The sequence below is a fragment of the Gemmatimonadaceae bacterium genome (genome assembly GCA_036003045.1).
GTDB lineage: Bacteria > Gemmatimonadota > Gemmatimonadetes > Gemmatimonadales > Gemmatimonadaceae > JAQBQB01.
This window is the reverse complement of the sequence record DASYSS010000020.1, coordinates 17138-37170: the sequence shown is the minus strand read 5'-3', so window position 1 is coordinate 37170 and position 20033 is coordinate 17138. Positions and strand designations below refer to the sequence as shown.

The following is a 20033-nucleotide window of genomic DNA, read 5'->3' as shown; positions in this document are numbered from 1 at the left end:
TCTGAACTTTTTGTCTGACTGGTATCCGACAATGACTGCTACGATCACCGCCAAAGACGTTGCCGCGCTGCGCGAGAAGACCGGCGCCGGCATGATGGATTGCAAGAAGGCCCTCGAGGAGACCGAAGGAAATCTCGACAGGGCCGTGGAGTTGCTGCGCTCGAAGGGCGCCGCGAAGGCCGAGAAGCGCGCGGGGAGGCAGACCATGGAAGGCGTCATCGCCAACTACGTCCACCACAACGGCAAGATCGCCGTGCTGGTCGAGGTGAACTGCGAGACGGACTTCGTGGCGCGCACCGAGGACTTCCAGCAGCTGGGGAAGTACCTCGCGGAGCACATCGCCGCCGCCGACCCGATCGCCATCGACAAGGAATCGATCCCGCAGGAGAAGATCGACTCCGAGCGCCGCATCTTCACCGAGCAGGTGAAGGCGGAGGGTAAGCCGGACCATCTCATCGACAAGATCGTCGAGGGGAAGGTGCAGGCGTTCTATAAGGACGTCGCGCTGCTGCACCAGGCTTGGGTGCGCGACACCGCCAAGACGATCGGCGATCTGGTGAAAGAGGTCTCGGCCAAGACGGGCGAGAACGTCAAGGTTCGCCGGTTCGTGCGGTATCAGCTGGGAGCGTAAGTCGGGAGGGCAACATTCGGACGCTGACACGAGGGATGAACACACCCGCATGCCAGAGCTGAAATACCCGCGCGTCTTGCTGAAACTGTCCGGCGAAGCCTTGGCCGGCGACAAGGGTTTCGGATACGACTTCGATACGGTGAGTCGACTCGCCGACGAAGTCGTTTCCGTGTTGAGCACCGGAGCATCCGTCGGCCTGGTGATCGGCGGCGGCAACATCGTGCGCGGTTCGCAACTGTCGAAGACCGGCATGGATCGCGTCGCCGCCGATTACATGGGCATGCTCGGCACGGTGATCAACGCGCTCGCGCTGCAGGACGTGCTCGAGCGCCGCGGCGTGGACACGCGCGTCATGACGGCGATCCGCATGGAGGAGTTGGCGGAGCCGTACATTCGCCGACGCGCGGTCCGCCACCTCGAGAAGGGGCGCCTGGTCATCTTCGCCGGCGGTACGGGCAATCCGTACTTCTCCACGGACACCGCGGCGGTATTGCGCGCGATTCAGATCAAGGCGAACGTCATCATCAAAGCGACGAGCGTGGAGGGCGTCTACTCGGCGGACCCGAAGCGCGAACCGAACGCGAAGTTCTACGACGAGATCAGCTTCCGCGATGTGATCGTGGAGGAGCTCAAAGTGATCGATCAGACGGCGATCACGCTCTGCCGCGAGAACGCGCTTCCGCTGATCGTTCTCAACATCCACCGTCCGGGCTCGGTCGTCGCGGCGATCCGCGGCGAACGGGTCGGCACCCTGGTTCGATGAGCAACATCCAACAAACGCTGAAGGACGCTCGCGCCGGCATGGACAAGGACATCGCGCACGTGAAGCACGAGTTCTCGTCCGTGCGCTCCGGCAAAGCCAGCCCCAACATGCTCGACACCGTTCGCGTCGAGATGTACGGGCAGCAGATGCAGCTCAACCAGGTCGCGACGATCAACGCGCCGGAGCCGCGCGTGCTCATCGTGACTCCGTTCGACAAGAGCCAGATCAAGATCGTCGAAAAGGCGATCCGCGAGGCCGAGCTGGGTCTCGAGCCGTCCGCGCAGGGCGCGATCATCCGCGTTCCGCTTCCGGCGATGAACGAACAGCGCCGCAAGGAGCTGGTGAAAGTCGTTCACAAATACGCGGAAGAAGGGAGGGTCGCGATCCGTCACGCGCGCACGCACGCGCGCGAAGCGCTCAAGAAGCTCGCCGGCGTTTCGGAGGACGACGTCAAGCACGCCGAGAAGGACCTCCAGAAGCTGCACGACGATTACATCCACAAAGTGGACGAGCTGATCAAGGCGAAAGAAGCCGAGATCATGGAAGTGTGAGCACCGTTTGAGCTCCGAGCTCGCGCGCCGCGTAGCATTTGGCGTCGTCGCCGCGCCGATCGCGGTTGCCATCGTGTTGTACGGCGGAGCGCCGCTCGCGGCGCTCCTCGCCATCGCCTCGGCGCTCGCGGCGTCGGAATTCTTTCGCATGGCGCGCGCGACCGGGCTGACGCCGATCGACAACGCGGGAGTCGTCATCGCCGGACTGACGCCGCTCGTCGTACACGCGCGCTTTCTGCACCTGTACGATCCGGACGCATCGATCGGCGTCCTGTCGCTGGCGTCGATCGCCATGCTCGTCGTGCTGACGCTGGCGATCTGGCTGCGCGGCGTGACCGGAAAGCCGATCGGCGCGGTGGGCGCCACGATCTTCGGCGCGGCGTACACGGGCGGGATGCTCAGCTTCGCCTACGGCATCCGCTATCACGACTACGCGTTCGCGCCGGCCGCCGTCACGCTGGGCGGCTGGAGCTTCTCGGTCGCGTCGGGCGGCCTGTTGCTCCTCGTTCCCGTGTTGGCGACTTGGGCGTCGGACACGGGCGCCTACGTCGTCGGGCGCACGATGGGGAAGCACAAGCTCATTCCTTCGGTGAGCCCGGGAAAGACGATCGAGGGTACAATCGGGGGATTGATCGCCAGCGTGCTCGTATCCTGGGTGCTCGTGCGATGGTTGCTGCGTCCCGCCGCGCATCTCGATTTCCGCTCGGCGCCGGTCGGCGTCATCGCGTACGGCATCGTGGTGAGCATCGTCGCTCAGATCGGCGACATCGCCGAGTCGTTGCTCAAGCGCGATGCGGGGGTCAAGGACAGTTCGACCCTCATTCCCGGCCACGGCGGTGTCCTCGACCGCGTCGATAGTCTTCTATTTGTGTTTCCCGTCTCGTACGTCCTTTTCGGTTGGTTGCTGACGTGGGCGCCGTCATGACCGCGGCGTCCGATCGCCCTCGTGGCGTCGCGATCCTCGGGTCGACGGGGTCGATCGGTACAACCGCGCTCCGTGTGCTCGAGCGCCAGCGCGATCGCTTTCGCGTGGCCGCGCTCACGGCATACGACAACGCGCGTCTGCTCGCCGAACAGGCCGATCGCTTCGCGCCGAATTTCGTCGGCATCGTCGGCAACGGAGGCGGCGCCGCATCGCACCCGGGCTGGCACCTCGGCGAGTCGTGTCTCGTCGACGCCGCGCGGCGCGACGACGTGGACATCGTCCTCAACGCCGTCGTCGGCGCGGCCGGACTCGAAGCGACGCTCGCCGCGCTGAGCGCCGGAAAGCGCGTCGCGCTCGCCAACAAGGAAACGCTGGTCATGGGCGGGCCGCTCGTGACCGAGGCGTGCCGGACGGGCGGCGGCGAAATCATCCCGGTGGACAGCGAGCACAGCGCGATTTTGCAGTGCATCACGGGCAAGCCGGGCGTCGAGGTTCGGAGAATCATCATCACCGCGTCGGGCGGGCCGTTCCGCGGATGGAGCGGTGAACGACTGGAGCGCGCGACGCTCGAGGACGCTCTTCGGCACCCGACGTGGCGGATGGGGCGGAAGATCACGGTCGACTGCGCCACGCTGGCGAACAAGGCGCTCGAGGTCATCGAGGCGCACTTCCTCTTCGGGCTGCCGTACGACAAGATCGAGGTCGTCGTACATCCGCAGAGTGTCGTCCACTCGATGGTCGAGTTCGTCGACGGCAGCGTGCTCGCACAGCTGGGGGTGCCAAGCATGGAGCTTCCCGTGCTTTATGCCCTCACGCATCCGGACCGCGTTCCGGACTCGGGGGTACCACCTTTTGACCCGGTCGCGCTGTCGCCGCTCACCTTCGAGCCGCTCTCGGTGGAGCGGTTTCCGGCGTTCGCGCTGGGGGTCGCCGCGGGCCGGCGCGGAGGGGTCGCGCCGGCGGTGTTCAATGCCGCGAACGAGGCGGCCGTGGCACTTTTCCTGTCGGGACGAATCCGGTTCGCCGAGATCGGTCCGGCGATTCGTGATACGCTGGACTCGCTCAGCCACGTCGGCGGCGACAATCGCGACGCGATCCTCGCCGCCGACGCGGCGGCGCGTGCTCATGTGAAGGAACGGTTCGGATGCTAGGTCACGTTGTTCAGGCGATTCTCGCGCCGGTGTTGGTCTTCGGCCTCGTGATTTTCGTTCACGAGTTCGGACACTTCATCGCGGCGAAGGCACTCGGCGTCTATGCGCCGCGGTTTTCGATCGGCTTCGGACCGGCCATCTTCCGCAAGCGCCGCGGCGAGACCGAATACGTGCTCGCATGGTTGCCGCTCGGCGGCTACGTGCGCATGGCGTCCCGCCACGATGCGGAGACCGCGTTTCTCGAGGGAGGCACGGAGGAAGGAACCGCCCGCACCGAGAACGATCCGGACTACGATCCGAACGCGATGATCCCGTTCGGACCCAAGAAGGTGCCGGAGGATCGCTGGTTCGAGAGCAAGCCGCTCTGGGCGCGCGTGGTCATCATGAGCGCCGGCGTGGCGATGAACACGGTGCTCGCCGTGGCGGTCGCGACGTGGATCGCTCTGCACTACGGTGTCGTCGTTTATCCGGCGTCGGTCGTTGGCGCCGTTCGCGCGCCATCGTCCGTTCCGGCTCTCGCGCAGCTGCAATCCGGTGACTCGATCGTCGCCGTGAATGGGCACACCGTCCGCGACTGGGACGAGGTGGACGAGAAGGTGCTCGAGTCGGCGGGGTCGGTCGAGCTGACGACGCAACGCGGACGCGTTTTGGTGCCGCTCGCCGACGCGACGACGCCCGTGACGGTGCTCGAGTCGCTGGTTCCGTTCCTGCCGCCCGTGATCGACACGGTGTTCCCGAACGATCGCGCGATGGCCGGCGGACTGCGCGAAGGTGACTCGGTTGTGAGCGTCGGGGGCGCGCCGGTGCGCTCGTGGAGCGACATCGTCGATCGCGTGTCACCGTCGGCGGAGCACTCGATCGATTTCGTCGTGCGCCGCGGCGCGGCCACGGACACGCTGCACATCACTCCGAAGGCCGTCACCGAAACGGATTCGGCGACGTCGCGTTCGAAGACCGTTGGCAAGATCGGCGCGGGCGCGAAGAATCCTGTGTACGTGTCGTCGGTGAACCTCGCGGGCGCGTTCCGGTGGGGCGCGAGAAAGACGAAGTCCGATGCGGGCGGCGTGTTCACCGTGTTGCACCAGATCGGCAGCGGTCAGCGGTCGGTTTCGGAGCTCGGCGGTCCGATCGCGATCACGCGACAAGCGGTGACGGCGGCGGGGCTGGGATTCGACAAGGTGCTCTACCTGATCGTGCTGTTGAGCATCAACGTCGCGGTGCTCAACCTGCTCCCGATTCCGATTTTGGACGGCGGTCAAATCCTGATCAACGTTCTGGAATCGGCGAAGGGGAGTCCGTTCAGTCTTCGGACGCGCGAGTACATCCTGCGCTTTGGGTTGCTGGCGATCGCGCTGTTGTTCGTGATCGTGATGTACAACGACACCCGCGCGGGATTCGTGAGCTTCTTCGGCTGGATTCAGCACCTCTTCGGCGCTTGAGTCGTGTCGCGTAAGGCGTTGCAAGCGGCCCCTTTACAACGGGTCCCAGCGCGCTTAACCTTCTCAGCTGTCAACGAAAACAGACACGCCGCCAGGCCGGCGGAGACATCGGGACACACCAGCACATGGCTTTTGCAAAGGGTTCGACGATCCAGAAGTACAAGTCGCACGAGACGGACACTGGATCGACGCGCGTTCAGGTGGCGTTGCTCACCGAGCGCATCAGGTTTCTGGAAGACCATTTCCGCGCGCACAAGAAGGATCACCACGGCCGACGTGGGCTCCTCAAGATGGTAGGCAAACGCCGCCGTCTACTGAACTACATGAAGCGCACGGATGTCTCCGGATACCGACAGACCGTTTCAGAGCTCGGACTCCGCTACTGACCGGCGGACGAGCATAACCGCGCGGGCGCACACTCGGTGCGACCCGCGCGTTTTGTCATTGTCGTCAATTTTTTTCCAGGCTGATCTCAGCCGCACTCAGGCACACAAGCAATGATGCATCGCGTTGAAAAGACCTTCGCCGGGCGCCGCCTCGTCATCGAGACCGGGCGCATGGCCAAGCAGGCCGCCGGTTCCGCGCTCGTTCAATTCGGCGACACGATGGTGCTCGCCGCCGTCACCGTGAGCGACACGCAGAGCCCGCTCGACTTCTTCCCGCTTCTCGTGGAGTACCGCGAGAAGACCTACGCCGCCGGAAAGATCCCCGGCGGCTACATCAAGCGCGAAGGCCGGCCGAGCGACACCGAGATCTTATCGGCGCGGATTGTCGATCGTTCTGTTCGCCCGCTCTTTCCCGAGGGCTTCAAGAACGAAGTCCAGGTCTTCATCTACGTGATCTCGGCCGACCAGGAGAACGCGCCCGACGTGCTCGCGCTCGTCGCCGCGTCGGCCGCGCTCAACGCGTCGAAGATTCCGTTCACGACGCCCGTCGCCGCGACGCGCATCGGCCGCATCCAGGACAAGTGGGTGCTCAACCCGACGTACGAGCAGCTCGCCTACAGCGACATGGAGCTCGTGGTCGCCGGCTCCGCCGACTCGATCAACATGGTCGAAGGCGGCGCGCTCGAGGTGAGCGAAGAAGACGTCGTCGAAGCGCTCACCGTCGCGCAGAAGGGCATCCGCGAGCTGATCGCCGCGCAGGAAGAGCTGTTCAAAGCGATGGCCAGCGAGCGGCCCGCCAAGATGGAGTGGACGAAGGCGCCGATCGATCACACGCTCCACGCCAAGGTGCAGGATCTCGCCAACGGCAAGATCAAGGACGCGCTCAATCAGAAGGACAAGCACGGGCGCATCGCCGCGGTCGAGCGGGTGAAGCAGGAGATTCAGACGCAGCTGCTCGTCGATTTCCCGGACGGCAGCAAGGACATCAAGTCGCTGCTCGGCGACGTCGAATACAACCAGCTTCGCTCCCAGGTGCTCGAGAGCGGTCACCGGGTGGACGGCCGCAAGCCGAACGAAGTCCGCCCGATCACGATCGACACCAGCGTGATTCCGCGTGCCCACGGCTCGGCGCTCTTCACCCGCGGGCAGACGCAGGCGCTCGTCGCGGCGACGCTGGGTACCGCGAACGACGTGCAGCGCTACGAGACCGTGAACGAGCCGAAAGAGTCGACCAAGTCGTTCATGCTGCACTACAACTTCCCGCCGTTCTCGACGGGCGAAGTGCGTCCGATGCGCGGCACCTCGCGTCGCGAGATCGGCCACGGCAACCTCGCTGAGCGCGCGCTGCAGGGGGTGCTCCCCGCGTTCGACGAGTTCCCGTACACGATCCGCATCGTCTCCGACATTCTCGAGTCGAACGGCTCGTCGTCGATGGCATCGGTGTGCGGCGGCTCGCTCGCGCTCTTCGACGCCGGCGTGCCGATTCGTTCGGCCGTGGCCGGCGTGGCGATGGGCCTCATCAAGGAAGGGAAGAAGTACGCGATCCTCACCGACATCCTCGGCACCGAGGATCACCTCGGCGACATGGACTTCAAGGTCGCCGGCACGAAGACCGGGATCACCTCGATTCAGATGGACATCAAGATCGAGGGACTCGATCTGAGCATCATGAAAGAGGCGCTCGCGCAGGCGAAGGAAGGCCGCCTTCACATCCTCGGCGAGATGGACAAAGCGCTCACCGCGGCGCGTCCGGATCTTTCGCCATTCGCGCCGCGCATCGTCACGATGCAGATCAGCCCCGAGAAGATCGGCGATCTCATCGGACCGAAGGGCAAGACGATTCGTGGGATTCAGGACGAGACGGGCGCCGAGCTCACGGTCGATGACACCGGTCTGGTGACGATCGCCGCTGTCGGCGGGGAGTCGATGGAACGCGCGCGTCAAATGGTTCAGGCTCTCACCGCCGAGCCGGTCGTCGGCGAGACGTACGAGGGTATGGTCAAGACGACGACGCCGTTCGGCGCGTTCGTGGAGATCATGCCGGGCACCGAAGGGCTCGTGCACATCTCGGAGATGCGCCACGAGCGCACCGAGAAGACCGAGGACGTGGTCAAGAAGGGCGACCGCGTGAAGGTCAAGCTCATCGACCGCGACGAACGCGGACGGCTCCGTCTGTCGATGAAGGCGCTCTTGCCGCGGCCTGAAGGGATGCCGGAGCCCGAGCCGGGCAACGGCGGCGGGGAGCAGGGCGGTCGCCGTGAAGGCGGCGACCGTGGCGAACGCGGTGATCGTGGCGGACGTCCGCGCCGCGGATCGCGGGGCGGGGAACGCTCGCGTCGGGAGTGAGCTCCTCGCTGGTGATCGGCTCCGCTTCGCGCGACGGCGGAAGCGGACTGCATCGAACAGTTCTGCCCAACGGACTGACCGTACTCTCGGAGCACATGCCTGGAGTGCGGTCCGTGTCGTTCGGCGCATGGGTGCGCGCCGCCTCGCTGCACGAGCCGCGGGAGAGGATGGGCGTGTCGCACCTGCTCGAGCACATGGTGTTCAAGGGGACGAGGCGCCGAAGCGCGCACGAGATCGCGCTGTCACTCGAGGCGCTGGGCGGTTCGCTCGACGCGTATACCTCGCGTGAACACACGGTGTACCAGGGGCGCGTCCTCGACGAACATCTGACGGAGGCGGCCGACGTGATCGCCGACATCGTGTTCCGCCCGACGTTGCGCGCCTCCGATCTCACCCTCGAGCGCAAAGTGATTCTCGAGGAGATCGGGATGGTCGAAGACACGCCCGACGATCTCGTATTCGAGATTCATAACGAAGCCCTCTGGGGGAACCATCCCTACGGCTACTCGATCCTCGGCACGCGCGACACGGTCAACGCGCTCGGCGTACCGGAGCTGAAGGAGCTTCACGCGCGAGCGTATCATCCAGGGCACGTCGTCGTGGCCGCGTCGGGAAACGTCGAACACGACCGGCTGCTCGAGGTGCTCGCGCGCACCGGCTGGACCGACGCCCAGAGCGGCGACGCATCGCCGCTCGTCTCACCGACGCCGACGGCGTCGGCACCGACCACCGTGCACATTTCACGCGACGGCGCGCAGACGCACGTCGTCGCCGGCTGCACCGGCGTCTCGCACTCCGATCCGGAACGATTTCCGTTCCTGCTCCTCAGCACGTTGCTTGGCGGCGGGATGAGCTCACGCCTCTTTCAGCGCGTGCGCGAGGAGATGGGACTCGCCTACGCCATTTACACCTTCCAGTCGTTCCACGCCGACAGCGGCATGCACGGGGTGTACGTGGCGACGGCTCCGGAATCCGCCGGTGCGGCGCTAGACGCGATTCGGCACGAGCTCCGCCAGGTCGTGAGCGAGGGGCTCCCCGCCGACGAGGTCGCGATGGGCCGCCAGCAGCTCAAGGGGCAGGTCACGCTGTCGCTCGAGAGTGTGTCGTCGCGTATGTACCGCGCCGCCTCCGTGGAGCTCTACGACGAGCCCTATCGCACGCTGGACGAGGTTTTGGCTCTCATCGACGCCATTTCCGTCGACGACGTGAGCCGCGTCGCACGCGCCTACTTCGCCCCCGAACGCATGACCGTCGTAAGTCTGGGGCCAAAAGGGACAGATTGACCGCGTGGTTGATTAGGTTGGTATCGAACTCAGGTCTCCGGTTTCCGGTCACCGGTATCCGGAACCAGCGTTTCCGGTGACCGGTGACCGGTGACCAGTGACCGAAACGAAAGACTCGTCCTCCGCACAGCACACGACCACCATGAAGATCGGCGTCCCGAAAGAGATCAAGACCAACGAGAACCGCATCGCGCTCGTGCCCGCGGGCGCTGAGGCCTTGGTAGCGGCTGGACATTCCGTGTCGATCGAAGAAGGGGCCGGGCTCGGAAGTGGCTTTGCCGACAAGGACTACACGGCGGTCGGCGCCTCGATCGCTCCCGACGCGGCCACCGTGTGGCGCGAGAGCGAAATGATCATGAAGGTGAAGGAGCCCATCGAGCGCGAATGGCGGCACATGCGCCGGGGCCAGCTGATCTTCACCTATTTCCACTTCGCCGCCGACGAAAAGCTCACCAAGGCCCACATCGCCAGCGGGGCCACCTGCGTGGCGTACGAGACGGTGGAGCTCCCGACCCACGAGCTGCCGCTCCTGACCCCGATGTCCGAAGTCGCGGGCCGGATGGCCGTCCAGGAGGGGGCCAAATATTTGGAGAAACTCTACGGCGGCCGAGGAGTCCTTCTGGGTGGAGTCCCCGGCGTCGCTCCCGCCAAGGTCGTGATCCTCGGCGGCGGCACCGTCGGAATCAACGCGGCGAAGATGGCCGCGGGGCTCGGCGCCAAGGTGACGATACTAGATCTGTCGCTCGAGCGTCTTCGTTACCTATCCGACGTAATGCCCGCCAACTGCGTGATGATCCACTCGAACCGACAAAACATCCTGGAGCAGATCGAGACGGCCGATCTGGTCGTCGGGGGCGTGCTCATCCCCGGGGCCAAGGCGCCCAAGCTCGTTCGCCGGGAGGATCTCAAGCGAATGCAGGCGGGGGCGGTCATCGTGGACGTGGCGATCGACCAGGGCGGGTGCGTCGAGACGATCAAGGCTACCACGCACGAGAACCCTACCTACGTCGTCGACGGGATCATCCACTACGGCGTGGCCAACATGCCGGGCGGCGTGCCCAGGACGTCCACGCTCGCTCTGACGAACGCGACGCTGCCGTACGCGGTCCAGCTGGCGAACAAGGGATGGAAGCAGGCGCTGCGCGACAATTCGGCGCTGCTGAAGGGGCTCAACATGACGGACGGCCACGTCACGTATCCGGGCGTCGCCGAAGCGTTTGGGTTGACTTACGAAAATCCTTCCGGTTTCATTTCCTAAGTACTGACGCCTCAATACCTTGAAGGGAATGCGCTGGCCTTTCCTCAAAGCGGGCTCACTCTTTCCCGCAAACGCGATCGGAGTCGACCTCGGGACCGCCAACACCCTCATCTATGTGAAGGGTGAAGGCATCGTCCTGAACGAACCCTCCGTCGTCGCGATCGACCGGGAGACCAAGAAGATCAAGGGCGTCGGGCTCGAGGCCAAGCGAATGCTCGGCCGAACCCCGGACGGCGTCATCGCCGTGCGCCCGATGAAAGACGGCGTTATTGCCGACTTCGACGTGACGGAAAAGATGTTGCGGTACTTCCTCACGCTCATCATCGAGAACCACGTGTTCAAGGTGAAACCGCGCGTCATCGTCTGTGTACCATCGGGCATCACCGAGGTCGAGAAGCGCGCCGTGCGCGACTCGGCTCTGGGCGCCGGCGCCAAGGAAGTGTTCATGGTCGCCGAGCCGATGGCAGCCGCGATCGGAGTGGGGCTGCCGGTGGAGACTCCGACGGGCAACATGGTGATCGACATCGGCGGGGGAACGACCGAGATCGCGGTCATCGCGCTCTCCGGCATCGTGAGCGACACCTCGATCCGCACCGGCGGCGACGAGCTCGACATCTCGATCGTTCAGTTCATGCGCAAGAACTACAACCTGCTCATCGGCGAGCCGACCGCCGAGCAGATCAAGATCACGATTGGGTCGGCGGCCCCGGTCGGGGACGACCGCGAGATGGAAGTGAAGGGGCGCGACCTGGTCTCCGGCATCCCGAAGACGGTTCGCGTGCACTCCAGCGAAATTCGCGAGGCGATCCAGGAACCGATTCAGCAGATCGTCGACGCCGTGCGGCGCGCGCTCGAAATCACGCCGCCCGAGTTGGCCAGCGACATCGTCGACCGCGGCATCGTCATGACGGGTGGGGGCGCGCTCATTCGCGGCCTCGACCTGCTGCTCAGCCAGGAAACGAGCCTGCCAATTCACGTCGACGAAGACCCGCTGACGTGTGTCGTACGAGGAACGGGTCGGATTCTCGACGACGAGGAAAAGTACTGGTCCGTCCTCAGCGCGTGAGGTAGGCGGGACACACCGGTGGCAAACCCTGCACGCCTTGGCAATCGAGTCGACGCCGGTCTTCTGATCGCGTGCGTCGGATTGTCGTTCATCGCCATCGTGCTCCGGGACCAAGACCGCGAGCCGATCGCCAGCGCGCTGCGCCGAACCGTCGTCGCGCCGCTCGTCGGGTTGCAGCGCGGCGCCGAACGTTGGCGCGTCGCCTACGTCACGAACGACGCCCGGCAGATGGCGGTCGATTCCGTCGTGATGCGCACCATGAACTCACAGGCGCTCCAAGTCGAGAACGACCAGCTGCGGCGGATTCTCGGACTGGGCTCGCGCCTCGAGTGGGGCTTCGTGCCCGCGGACGCGCTGCGCGGCACCGCGCCGAGCGAACAGCTCGTCACGACGCTCACGCTCACAGCGGGAAGCACCGCCGGCGTCACGCGCTACAGCCCGGTCGTCGCACCGGAAGGGTTGGTCGGCACGATCCAGACCGCCGACCCGACGATGAGCATCGCGATCCTCTACACGAATCCCGACTTCCGCGCGAGCGCGATGGCGGTGGACGGCTCGACGTTCGGGATCATCTACCCGCACGCGCAGCGCGGGAGCGGGAGCGACGCCTACATGCTCGAGATGCGCGGCGTCCCCACCAAGATCCAACTCAAGCCCGGAACGACGATCTACACGTCCGGGCTCGGCGGAACGTTCCCGCGCGGCATCACGATCGGCACGATCGTCGTCGAGCTCAAGACGTCGGAAGTGTGGACGCGAACGTATCTCGTGCGTCCGGCGGTGACCCCGTCGCAGGTGACGACGGTGCTGATTCTCACGCCAAAGCGCATCTCGCAGGGAACCGGCAACATCTGGGGCGCGGCGTCGGCGATGAACGCTGATTCCGCCTCGAAGCGTATCGCGACGGCGGGAGACTCGCTCGCCAAGCGGGCCGCGGCGGCCGACGCTCGCGCTCGCGCCACCGCGCTCGATTCGCTGCGCCAGGCGGCGGTAGACTCGGCCCTTCGATCCCTCGGCATGTCGGTGCCAAACCGAGCGCGCCCCGACTCCGTGAAATCCCGTCCCCCCCCCGACAGCGTCAGGCGGCCGTAAGGTGACCTGGAATACGGCCGTTCGGACGATCGTCGCCTGCGCGATCCTCATCGTGCTTCACTACACGCTCCGTCCGCTCCTCGCGTGGCGCGCGTCGATCGACTTTCTCGTCATCGCGCTGCTGATCGGATCGGTGCGGATGCGACCCGGCGCGGCCGCGGTGTACGGGTTCATGCTTGGCTTCGTCGCCGATTCCGTGGACGTGAGCGGTTTTGGCGCGGCAGCGCTCGCCATGTCGCTGGTCGGGTTCTCCGCGTCGTGGCTCAAGGCGGTATTCTTCGCTGATAATCTCGTGCTGAACGGATTCTTTCTGTTCATCGCGAAGTGGGTCTTCGATGTGCTGTTCCTGATTCTCGGCCGAAATGCGCATGGCACCGAGCTGATGGTCCAGATGTTCGTGTGGTCCCCGATCGCCGCCGCCGTCACGGCCGTAGCCGGCGTCGTAGTGTTGACGATTTTACGGCCGTTGATGGAGACGCGGACGGCATGAGCTTTCATCCGAACGACGTGATTCGCCGCGGCCGGGCGGCGAGCTTGATCGTTTCGGGCGTGGTGTTGTTTCTACTCGGTGCGTTCTTCCGCGCGCAGGTGATTCGGAACGAGGAGTCGCTGCTGCAGTCGGAGGAAAACCGGTTGCGCCAGGTTCCGACCGCCGCGCCGCGCGGACGCATTCTCGACCGCAATAACCGACCGATCGCCGAGAACGTGGTCGGGTACTCGGTCGCGCTGCTCGCGCTGTCCGAGGACACGCTGCGCGCGACGCTCGACCGGCTCAAGTCCACGATCCAGCTCACCCCCAAGCAGTACCAGGACGCGATTCGCCGCTACAGACAGGCTTCGAATCGTCCGACGGTGATCGTGCAAGACGCATCGCTCGACGTCGTGTCCGTGCTCGAAGAGCACCACATGGACTTCCCGAGCCTCATCATCCAGTCCGCACCGAAGCGGATCTATCCGGATGGCCAGGCGGTCGGCGCATTCGTCGGCTACGTGGCGGAGATCAGCGAGCCCGAGCTCGCCAACATGAGCGCGGACGGCTACAAGCCGGGCCAGCTCGTCGGCAAACAAGGGCTCGAGAAGCAGTATGAAAAGCTCTTGCACGGACGCGAGGGGATACAGTTCGTCGAGGTGGACGCGCACAACCGGGTGGTGACGAACGGCCGCGCCCGCGAAGCGGTGACGCCCCAAGAAGGGCCGCCGCTCTACACGAGCATCGATCTCGACCTTCAGGAATACATCCATTCGTTGTTCGGCGATTCCCTCGCCGCGGCCGCCGTCGCGATGGTTCCAACGACGGGAGAAGTACTCGCCCTCTATAGCTCGCCGGCGATCGATCCAAATCGGTTCGTGGGCGGCGTCTCGCAGTCGTACTACGACTCGCTGCGCACCGACCCGCGTCAACCGCTTTACAACAAGGCGCTGCAGGCGATTCAAGCGCCCGGCTCGACGTTCAAGCTGGCTACGTCGGTGATGGCGCTCGAGGACAGCCTCATCAACTTCGACTCACACATGCCCGAGCGGTGCACGGGGTTCTACTACTTCGGCAACCGCGCCTGGCACTGCTGGAAGAAGGAAGGACACGGGAGCCTGAACCTCCTCGGCGCGATCGCCCAATCGTGCGACGTCTATTTCTATCAGCTGGGCCAACGGCTCACACTGTCCCGGCTCGTTGCGGGCGGCGTCAGTCTCGGATTCGACAAGAAGACGGGCGTCGACTTGCCCGAAGAGAGCAAACCCAGATTCCCGAACAGCTATCCGGACTACTTCAACCAGCGGTACGGGCGCAACTGGACCGTGGGCTCGACCGAGTTGAACATGGCGATCGGCCAGGGTGAAAACGCGCAGACCGTGATCAACATGGCGCGGTTCTACAGTGCGCTCGCCACCGACGGCAGCGAGCCGACGCCGATGCTCAAGCGCGGCACCCCGAAGTTCACGAAAGCGATTCGACTGCCGCCCGACCAGATGACCCAACTCCGCAAAGCGATGATGGGCGTCGTTTCGGAGGGCGGCACGGCGGCCGGTGCGGCGATCAGCGGCGTCAACATCGCCGGCAAAACCGGCACGGCACAGGTACCCGGATTCAAGACGGACAAGAACGGCAAGTCGCTCTACTACGCCTGGTTCGCCGGCATGGCGCCCGCCGAGAGCCCGCAGATCGTGGTCGTCGTGATGGTGCCGAACGTGACGTTCGAAGGCGCCACGGCGGCGACCTTCGCCACGAAGATCATCGCGCACTTTCTACATAAGCAGATCAACAACACCATCGAGAACACGGGCTGATGCCAGCGGCGCGACGAATCAACGTCGATCTGCCGCTGCTCCTCACGGCGATCGCGCTCACGATCTACGGTCTGGCCGTCGTCTACTCGGCCGGGCAGACGGACGTGCGCACGCCGGCGACCGGCGCGTACAGGCTCCAGGCCATCTGGACGATGGTCGGCATCCTCGGCGCGTTTGCCGTGAGCCGAGCGTCCGTGCGGCTCGTCGAGTGGATGACGGTACCAGCCTACGCGTTGACACTCGTGATGCTCGTCGCGCTGCTCGCGGGTTTCGGATCCGGCGCCGGCACGGCAACGAGCACGTCGGGCTGGCTCACCGTCGCGGGACATCGCCTCGGACAACCGGCCGAGTTGGCAAAGCTCACCGTCGTGCTCATGCTCGCGCACGTGCTGAGTCAGAATCGCGTGACGCCGAAATCGATGATCGAGCTGTGGAAGCCGCTCGCCATCGCCGGCGTGCCGCTGCTGCTCATCATGGCGCAGGGCGACCTCGGCACGTCGATCGTATTCGTCGGAATCTTCTTCGCGATGTTGTTCTGGGCCGGCGTGCCGTGGCAGCTGCTCATTCTGCTCGCGAGCTTCGTGATCAGTCTGATCCTCGGCTTCGACCCGTACGTGTGGGGAGCCTGGTTCCTGTTGCTGCTCGGCCTCGTGCTTTGGTACAAGCCGTTCCTCGGCGAAGGACTGTTCGTCGTCGCGGGAAATGCGATGATGGGCATCGTCGGGCCGCTGCTCTGGGAGCACTTGAAGCCGTATCGGCAGAATCGGCTCAGAGTGTTCATCGATCCGTCGGTCGACCCGCGCGGCAGCGGCTATCACGTCATCCAGTCGATCACGGCGATCGGATCCGGCGGCTGGTTCGGGCGCGGCTACCTGCAGGGTCCGCAAAAGCGCGGCGGCTTTCTCCCCGAGCAGTACACCGACTTCATCTTCGCCGTGGTTGGCGAGGAGCTCGGATTCATCGGCGTGATGATCGCGCTCACGCTCTTTCTCTTTCTCTTTCTGCGCGTGATTCGCATCTCCGAACGAGCGAACGATTCGTTCAGCAGTCTCGTCGCGTTCGGTCTGCTCGCCAGCTGGTTCACGCACGTGTTGGAGAACGTGGGCATGACGCTCAACGTCATGCCGATCACCGGAATTCCGCTGCCCTTCTTCAGCTACGGCGGATCGTTCATGCTCGCGTGCTGGCTCTCCGTCGGATTGCTCGCGCGCATCTCGAGCGAAGGGCGCGGAGGGCTTGCTGGGCCCCTCAAGGTGTGACGGCGCGGCGACCTCGGCCCTAGCCGGGGGCTCCCGGTAACCCCCAAATTTCCACCATGGCTTGGTGGAACAAGAAAGACAAAAAGGCCCGGCAGCCGCGGCGCGAACGACTCGAGATTCCCGCGGACGTTTGGGAGAAGTGCGAGGCGTGCGGACACACGGACATCCGTGAAAAGTTCGCGCGCAATATGAACGTCTGCCCGAATTGCGACTATCACCGCCGCATTCGCGCCGCTGAATACTGCGCGCTGCTGTTGGACGAGGGGTCGATGGAAGAGGTGGAAGTCGACCTCAGGTCGACGGACCCGCTCGGCTTCCCGGAGTATCCGCAGCGTCTCAAGAAGGCGTCGGCGAAGGTCGGCGAGACCGACGCGCTCCTCGCGTGCACGGGCACGCTCGACGACCTCCCGGTCAACGCCGGGGTGATGGACTTCGCGTTCATGGGCGGGTCGATGGGGTCGGTCGTCGGCGAAAAGATCTCGCGCCTTGCCCAACGCTCGCTCGAGCGCAAGTATCCGCTCATCATCGTGTCGGCGTCCGGCGGCGCGCGCATGCAGGAAGGCGTGCTGTCGCTCATGCAGATGGCGAAGGTCTCGGCCGTGCTCGCGCAATTGGCCGAGCGCCGCATTCCGTACATCTCGATTCTCACGAACCCGACGACGGGCGGCGTGAGCGCCAGCTACGCGATGCTCGGCGATGCGATTCTCGCCGAACCGGGCGCCGTGATCGGCTTCGCCGGACCGCGCGTGATCAAGCAGACGCTCGGCCAGGATCTGCCGGAGGGATTCCAGACGTCGGAGTTCCTGCTCGATCACGGCATGCTCGACTCCGTCACGCACCGTCGCAATCTCAAGCGCACCGTCAGTCAGCTGCTGCGCCACATGTCCGGCCGCCCGGCGGCGTCAGGATGGACGTCGCCCTGAGCCTGCCTCCGCTGTCCGTGGCAACTCAACCGAAACTCGCCGACTACCGGGACGCGCTCGCGTTCTTGTTCGCGCGCACCACCGGCGCGTTCAAGTTCGGTCTCGAGCGGACGACCGCGCTGCTCGCCGCGCTCGGCAATCCCGAGCGGCGATATCCATCGATCCACGTGGCCGGCACGAATGGGAAGGGGAGCAGCGTGGCCACGATGTCGGCCTTGCTCACCGCGAAAGGGTTCAAGGTGGCAACGTATACGTCGCCACATCTCATGGATTTTCGCGAGCGCATGGTCGTCGGCGGTTCCATGATCTCGTCCGACGACGTCGTCGCGTTCGTGACCACCCACCTGCCGTTGATCGAAGAGATTGGCGCGAGCTTCTTCGAGGCGACGACGGCGATGGCGTTCGACTTCTTCGCTCGCGCCGCCGCCGACGTCGCCGTGATCGAGACGGGACTCGGCGGCCGTCTCGATTCGACGAACGTCCTGCGCCCGATCGTCGCCGGCGTGACCTCGATCGGCCTCGATCACACCGAGTATCTCGGAAACACGCTCGCGGCGATCGCCGCTGAGAAGGCCGGAATCTTCAAACCGGGACGCCCCGCGGTGATCGGCGAACGCGATCCGCGCATCCGCGACGTGCTCATCGAGCACGCCATGTACGCCGGCGCCTCCGTCGTTCGCGCCACCGACGAAGTCGGAGTCGATCGCGTGATCGTCGACGCGAGCGGCACGACGTGCGACGTCGATTGGCGCGGCCAGCGTACGACGCTGCACACGCCGCTTGCCGGAAGACATCAGGCGGACAATCTCGCGTTCGCGCTGGTCGCGCTCGATGCGGCCGGATCGGATTACGCGTTCTCGGCTACCGAGGCCTCGAAGCATCTCGGCGACGTGCAGGTGCCCGGCCGCTTTCAGCAGCACGGCCGCTTCATCTTCGACGTCGCGCACAACCCGGCCGGGATCGAAGTGCTGGTGCGGACGATCGGCGCCGTGTCACCGGCGCGCCCGATCACGGCTCTCGTCTGCGTGCTCGGCGACAAAGATTGGCGAGAGATGCTGCGCTTGCTGAGCGGCGTGGCGTCGCGATTCGTCTTGACGATGGCGCCGACCGCGCCGGCGAGCCGGGCGTGGAACCTCGACGAGGCGGCGGCGTTCGCGTGCTCGCTCGGTGTGGAGGTCGAAGCCATCGCCGATTTCGCCGCCGCGCTCGACCGCGCGGAATCCAGAGCGGGGGGCGGCACGGTGCTCGTCACCGGCTCGTTTCACACGGTAGGAGATGCTCTCGCGCTGTTGCACGTATCCCCAATGGCCCGATAGCTTTAGAGGATGGCCCAGGGCGCCCTCCCCGGCTTTCGCGACTTCTATCCCGAACAATTCGCCGAGCGCGCGCACCTGATGGGTGTGTGGCGCGAGGTGGCGCGTCGCTTCGCGTTCGTCGAATACGACGGACCGCCGCTCGAAACGCTCGAGCTCTACACCAAGAAGAGCGGCGACGAGATCGTCGGCCAACTGTACAATTTCACCGACAAGGGCGGCCGAGAGATCGCGCTGCGCCCCGAAATGACCCCCACGCTCGCGCGTATGGCGGCGGCGAAGGCGAACTCGTTGCGCAAGCCGGTGCGATGGTTCTCGGTGCCGCAGCTCTTCCGCTACGAGCGTCAGCAGCGCGGGCGTCTTCGCGAGCACTTCCAGCTCAATGTCGACATCATCGGCGAGGCCGACGTCACGGCCGACGCCGAGTTGCTCGCCGTGGCCATCGAGATCATGCGCGGCTGCGGCCTCACGTCCAACGACGTGCATGCGCGCGTTTCGGATCGGCGCCTCCTTCAGAGTGTGCTGTCGGGTCTCGGTGTCGAGGAAGCTCAGCTGCCGTTGGTGTTCGACGTGGTCGACAAGGTCGACCGGCGTCCCCGAGAGTCGTCGATCGAAAAGCTGGCGGCCGCGGGGATGTCGGGTGCATCCATCGAGGCTTTTCTTCGCCTGCTCGAACATTCGAGCCTCGACTATATCGAGCGTGAGTTTGCGAACTTCCCTGACGTGCGCACACGTACGGCCGAGATCCGCCGCTATTTCGGATTCCTGGATGGATTGGGGGTGTTCGAGTGGGTGAAGTTCGATCTCAAGATCGTCCGCGGCTTGGCGTATTACAGCGGCATCGTCTTCGAGCTGTTCGACAAGGCGGGCGAGATGCGCGCCATCTGCGGCGGGGGGCGCTACGATAGTCTGCTCAAGATCGTCGGCGACGCCGACTTGCCGGCGCTCGGATTCGGCATGGGCGACGTCGTGCTGAGCGATCTGCTGCGGGAGCGCGGGCTCATGCCGTCGAGGGTGCTTGGACCTGAAGTTTGGTTGGTCGGGTCGGACTCCGGCGACCGGTCCGCGGCGCGTGTTCGAGAGGTGGCGACGAACCTTCGTCGCTCGGGGCTGAGCGTCGAATACGCGTTGCGGCAGCAATCGCTCAACTCGCAGCGAAGCTCGGCGAAGCAAGCCGGTGCCACTTTCGTCGTTGCTCTGCCGACGGCCGCGGAGACAGAGTCGCTGTGGAACACGACCCAGGCCCAGATCCATTCGTTCGAGGACAAGGAGCCGCGCTCGTCCACGGTGCCTGAACTCGCCCAATATCTCCGCGCCGAAATCGACAAGCTTCGCGCGCCCAAACCAACCGACTAAGAAATCAG

18 protein-coding genes are annotated in these 20033 nt (G+C 65.1%); all 18 read left to right on the top strand.

The window, feature by feature from the left end:
* Window positions 1-31: 31 nt before the first annotated feature.
* The 18 genes from tsf (at window position 32) to hisS (ending at window position 20025) form a co-directional block, all read left to right on the top strand.
* Window positions 32-631 (top strand): translation elongation factor Ts, encoded by a 600-nt coding sequence (tsf, locus tag VGQ44_03820; GenBank protein ID HEV8445915.1) that lies wholly within the window; start codon window positions 32-34, stop codon window positions 629-631.
* A 49-nt stretch (window positions 632-680) separates the two neighbouring features.
* Window positions 681-1394: a UMP kinase gene (gene pyrH / locus VGQ44_03815; GenBank protein HEV8445914.1), complete on the top strand. Its 714-nt coding sequence runs from the start codon at window positions 681-683 to the stop codon at window positions 1392-1394.
* Complete coding sequence (gene frr / locus VGQ44_03810; protein HEV8445913.1) at window positions 1391-1945, top strand: ribosome recycling factor; 555 nt, start codon at window positions 1391-1393, stop codon at window positions 1943-1945. Before pyrH ends, frr begins: the two co-directional genes overlap by 4 nt.
* Before the next feature lie 7 nt (window positions 1946-1952).
* On the top strand, window positions 1953-2870 hold the full coding sequence (locus VGQ44_03805) for a phosphatidate cytidylyltransferase (GenBank protein ID HEV8445912.1): 918 nt from the start codon (window positions 1953-1955) through the stop codon (window positions 2868-2870).
* Window positions 2867-4021: a 1-deoxy-D-xylulose-5-phosphate reductoisomerase gene (dxr, locus tag VGQ44_03800; GenBank protein HEV8445911.1), complete on the top strand. Its 1155-nt coding sequence runs from the start codon at window positions 2867-2869 to the stop codon at window positions 4019-4021. The genes VGQ44_03805 and dxr overlap by 4 nt, the downstream gene beginning before the upstream one ends.
* Window positions 4015-5460, top strand: coding sequence for an RIP metalloprotease RseP (gene rseP / locus VGQ44_03795; GenBank protein HEV8445910.1), 1446 nt, complete (start codon window positions 4015-4017; stop codon window positions 5458-5460). The genes dxr and rseP overlap by 7 nt, the downstream gene beginning before the upstream one ends.
* Before the next feature lie 125 nt (window positions 5461-5585).
* Window positions 5586-5846, top strand: a complete 261-nt coding sequence (rpsO, locus tag VGQ44_03790; GenBank protein HEV8445909.1) for a 30S ribosomal protein S15 — start codon at window positions 5586-5588, stop codon at window positions 5844-5846.
* 111 nt (window positions 5847-5957) lie between these two features.
* Window positions 5958-8192, top strand: a complete 2235-nt coding sequence (locus tag VGQ44_03785) for a polyribonucleotide nucleotidyltransferase (protein HEV8445908.1) — start codon at window positions 5958-5960, stop codon at window positions 8190-8192.
* Window positions 8189-9475, top strand: a complete 1287-nt coding sequence (locus VGQ44_03780) for a pitrilysin family protein (GenBank protein HEV8445907.1) — start codon at window positions 8189-8191, stop codon at window positions 9473-9475. Before VGQ44_03785 ends, VGQ44_03780 begins: the two co-directional genes overlap by 4 nt.
* A 142-nt stretch (window positions 9476-9617) precedes the next feature.
* A complete protein-coding gene (gene ald, locus VGQ44_03775) occupies window positions 9618-10733 on the top strand; it encodes an alanine dehydrogenase (protein HEV8445906.1) in 1116 nt (371 codons plus the stop codon).
* A 28-nt stretch (window positions 10734-10761) separates the two neighbouring features.
* Window positions 10762-11799, top strand: coding sequence for a rod shape-determining protein (locus VGQ44_03770; GenBank protein HEV8445905.1), 1038 nt, complete (start codon window positions 10762-10764; stop codon window positions 11797-11799).
* Between the two features lie 18 nt (window positions 11800-11817).
* A complete protein-coding gene (mreC, locus tag VGQ44_03765) occupies window positions 11818-12891 on the top strand; it encodes a rod shape-determining protein MreC (GenBank protein HEV8445904.1) in 1074 nt (357 codons plus the stop codon).
* 1 nt (window position 12892) lies between these two features.
* Window positions 12893-13381, top strand: coding sequence for a rod shape-determining protein MreD (mreD, locus tag VGQ44_03760; protein ID HEV8445903.1), 489 nt, complete (start codon window positions 12893-12895; stop codon window positions 13379-13381).
* Window positions 13378-15174, top strand: coding sequence for a penicillin-binding protein 2 (mrdA, locus tag VGQ44_03755; protein HEV8445902.1), 1797 nt, complete (start codon window positions 13378-13380; stop codon window positions 15172-15174). Before mreD ends, mrdA begins: the two co-directional genes overlap by 4 nt.
* The gene (gene rodA, locus VGQ44_03750) at window positions 15174-16433 is read left to right on the top strand and encodes a rod shape-determining protein RodA (GenBank protein ID HEV8445901.1); all 1260 of its coding nucleotides are present in this window, start codon (window positions 15174-15176) and stop codon (window positions 16431-16433) included. The genes mrdA and rodA overlap by 1 nt, the downstream gene beginning before the upstream one ends.
* A gap of 56 nt (window positions 16434-16489) precedes the next feature.
* Entirely contained in the window at window positions 16490-17356 is an 867-nt protein-coding gene (accD, locus tag VGQ44_03745) for an acetyl-CoA carboxylase, carboxyltransferase subunit beta (GenBank protein HEV8445900.1), read from the top strand.
* On the top strand, window positions 17341-18672 hold the full coding sequence (locus VGQ44_03740; protein ID HEV8445899.1) for a folylpolyglutamate synthase/dihydrofolate synthase family protein: 1332 nt from the start codon (window positions 17341-17343) through the stop codon (window positions 18670-18672). The genes accD and VGQ44_03740 overlap by 16 nt, the downstream gene beginning before the upstream one ends.
* 9 nt (window positions 18673-18681) lie before the next feature.
* Window positions 18682-20025 carry a histidine--tRNA ligase gene (gene hisS, locus VGQ44_03735; GenBank protein ID HEV8445898.1) on the top strand — a complete coding sequence of 448 codons (1344 nt, stop codon included), beginning with the start codon at window positions 18682-18684 and terminating at the stop codon, window positions 20023-20025.
* The last annotated feature ends 8 nt before the right edge of the window (window positions 20026-20033 follow it).

What these genes read in the sequence shown, in the direction of transcription:
- tsf (HEV8445915.1), top strand. Translation starts at nt 32, where the DNA reads ATGACTGCTACGATCACCGCCAAAGACGTTGCCGCGCTGCGCGAGAAG.
- pyrH (HEV8445914.1), top strand. Translation starts at nt 681, where the DNA reads ATGCCAGAGCTGAAATACCCGCGCGTCTTGCTGAAACTGTCCGGCGAA.
- frr (HEV8445913.1), top strand. Translation starts at nt 1,391, where the DNA reads ATGAGCAACATCCAACAAACGCTGAAGGACGCTCGCGCCGGCATGGAC.
- dxr (HEV8445911.1), top strand. Translation starts at nt 2,867, where the DNA reads ATGACCGCGGCGTCCGATCGCCCTCGTGGCGTCGCGATCCTCGGGTCG.
- rseP (HEV8445910.1), top strand. Translation starts at nt 4,015, where the DNA reads ATGCTAGGTCACGTTGTTCAGGCGATTCTCGCGCCGGTGTTGGTCTTC.
- rpsO (HEV8445909.1), top strand. Translation starts at nt 5,586, where the DNA reads ATGGCTTTTGCAAAGGGTTCGACGATCCAGAAGTACAAGTCGCACGAG.
- VGQ44_03785 (HEV8445908.1), top strand. Translation starts at nt 5,958, where the DNA reads ATGATGCATCGCGTTGAAAAGACCTTCGCCGGGCGCCGCCTCGTCATC.
- ald (HEV8445906.1), top strand. Translation starts at nt 9,618, where the DNA reads ATGAAGATCGGCGTCCCGAAAGAGATCAAGACCAACGAGAACCGCATC.
- VGQ44_03770 (HEV8445905.1), top strand. Translation starts at nt 10,762, where the DNA reads ATGCGCTGGCCTTTCCTCAAAGCGGGCTCACTCTTTCCCGCAAACGCG.
- mrdA (HEV8445902.1), top strand. Translation starts at nt 13,378, where the DNA reads ATGAGCTTTCATCCGAACGACGTGATTCGCCGCGGCCGGGCGGCGAGC.
- rodA (HEV8445901.1), top strand. Translation starts at nt 15,174, where the DNA reads ATGCCAGCGGCGCGACGAATCAACGTCGATCTGCCGCTGCTCCTCACG.
- accD (HEV8445900.1), top strand. Translation starts at nt 16,490, where the DNA reads ATGGCTTGGTGGAACAAGAAAGACAAAAAGGCCCGGCAGCCGCGGCGC.
- VGQ44_03740 (HEV8445899.1), top strand. Translation starts at nt 17,341, where the DNA reads ATGGACGTCGCCCTGAGCCTGCCTCCGCTGTCCGTGGCAACTCAACCG.
- hisS (HEV8445898.1), top strand. Translation starts at nt 18,682, where the DNA reads ATGGCCCAGGGCGCCCTCCCCGGCTTTCGCGACTTCTATCCCGAACAA.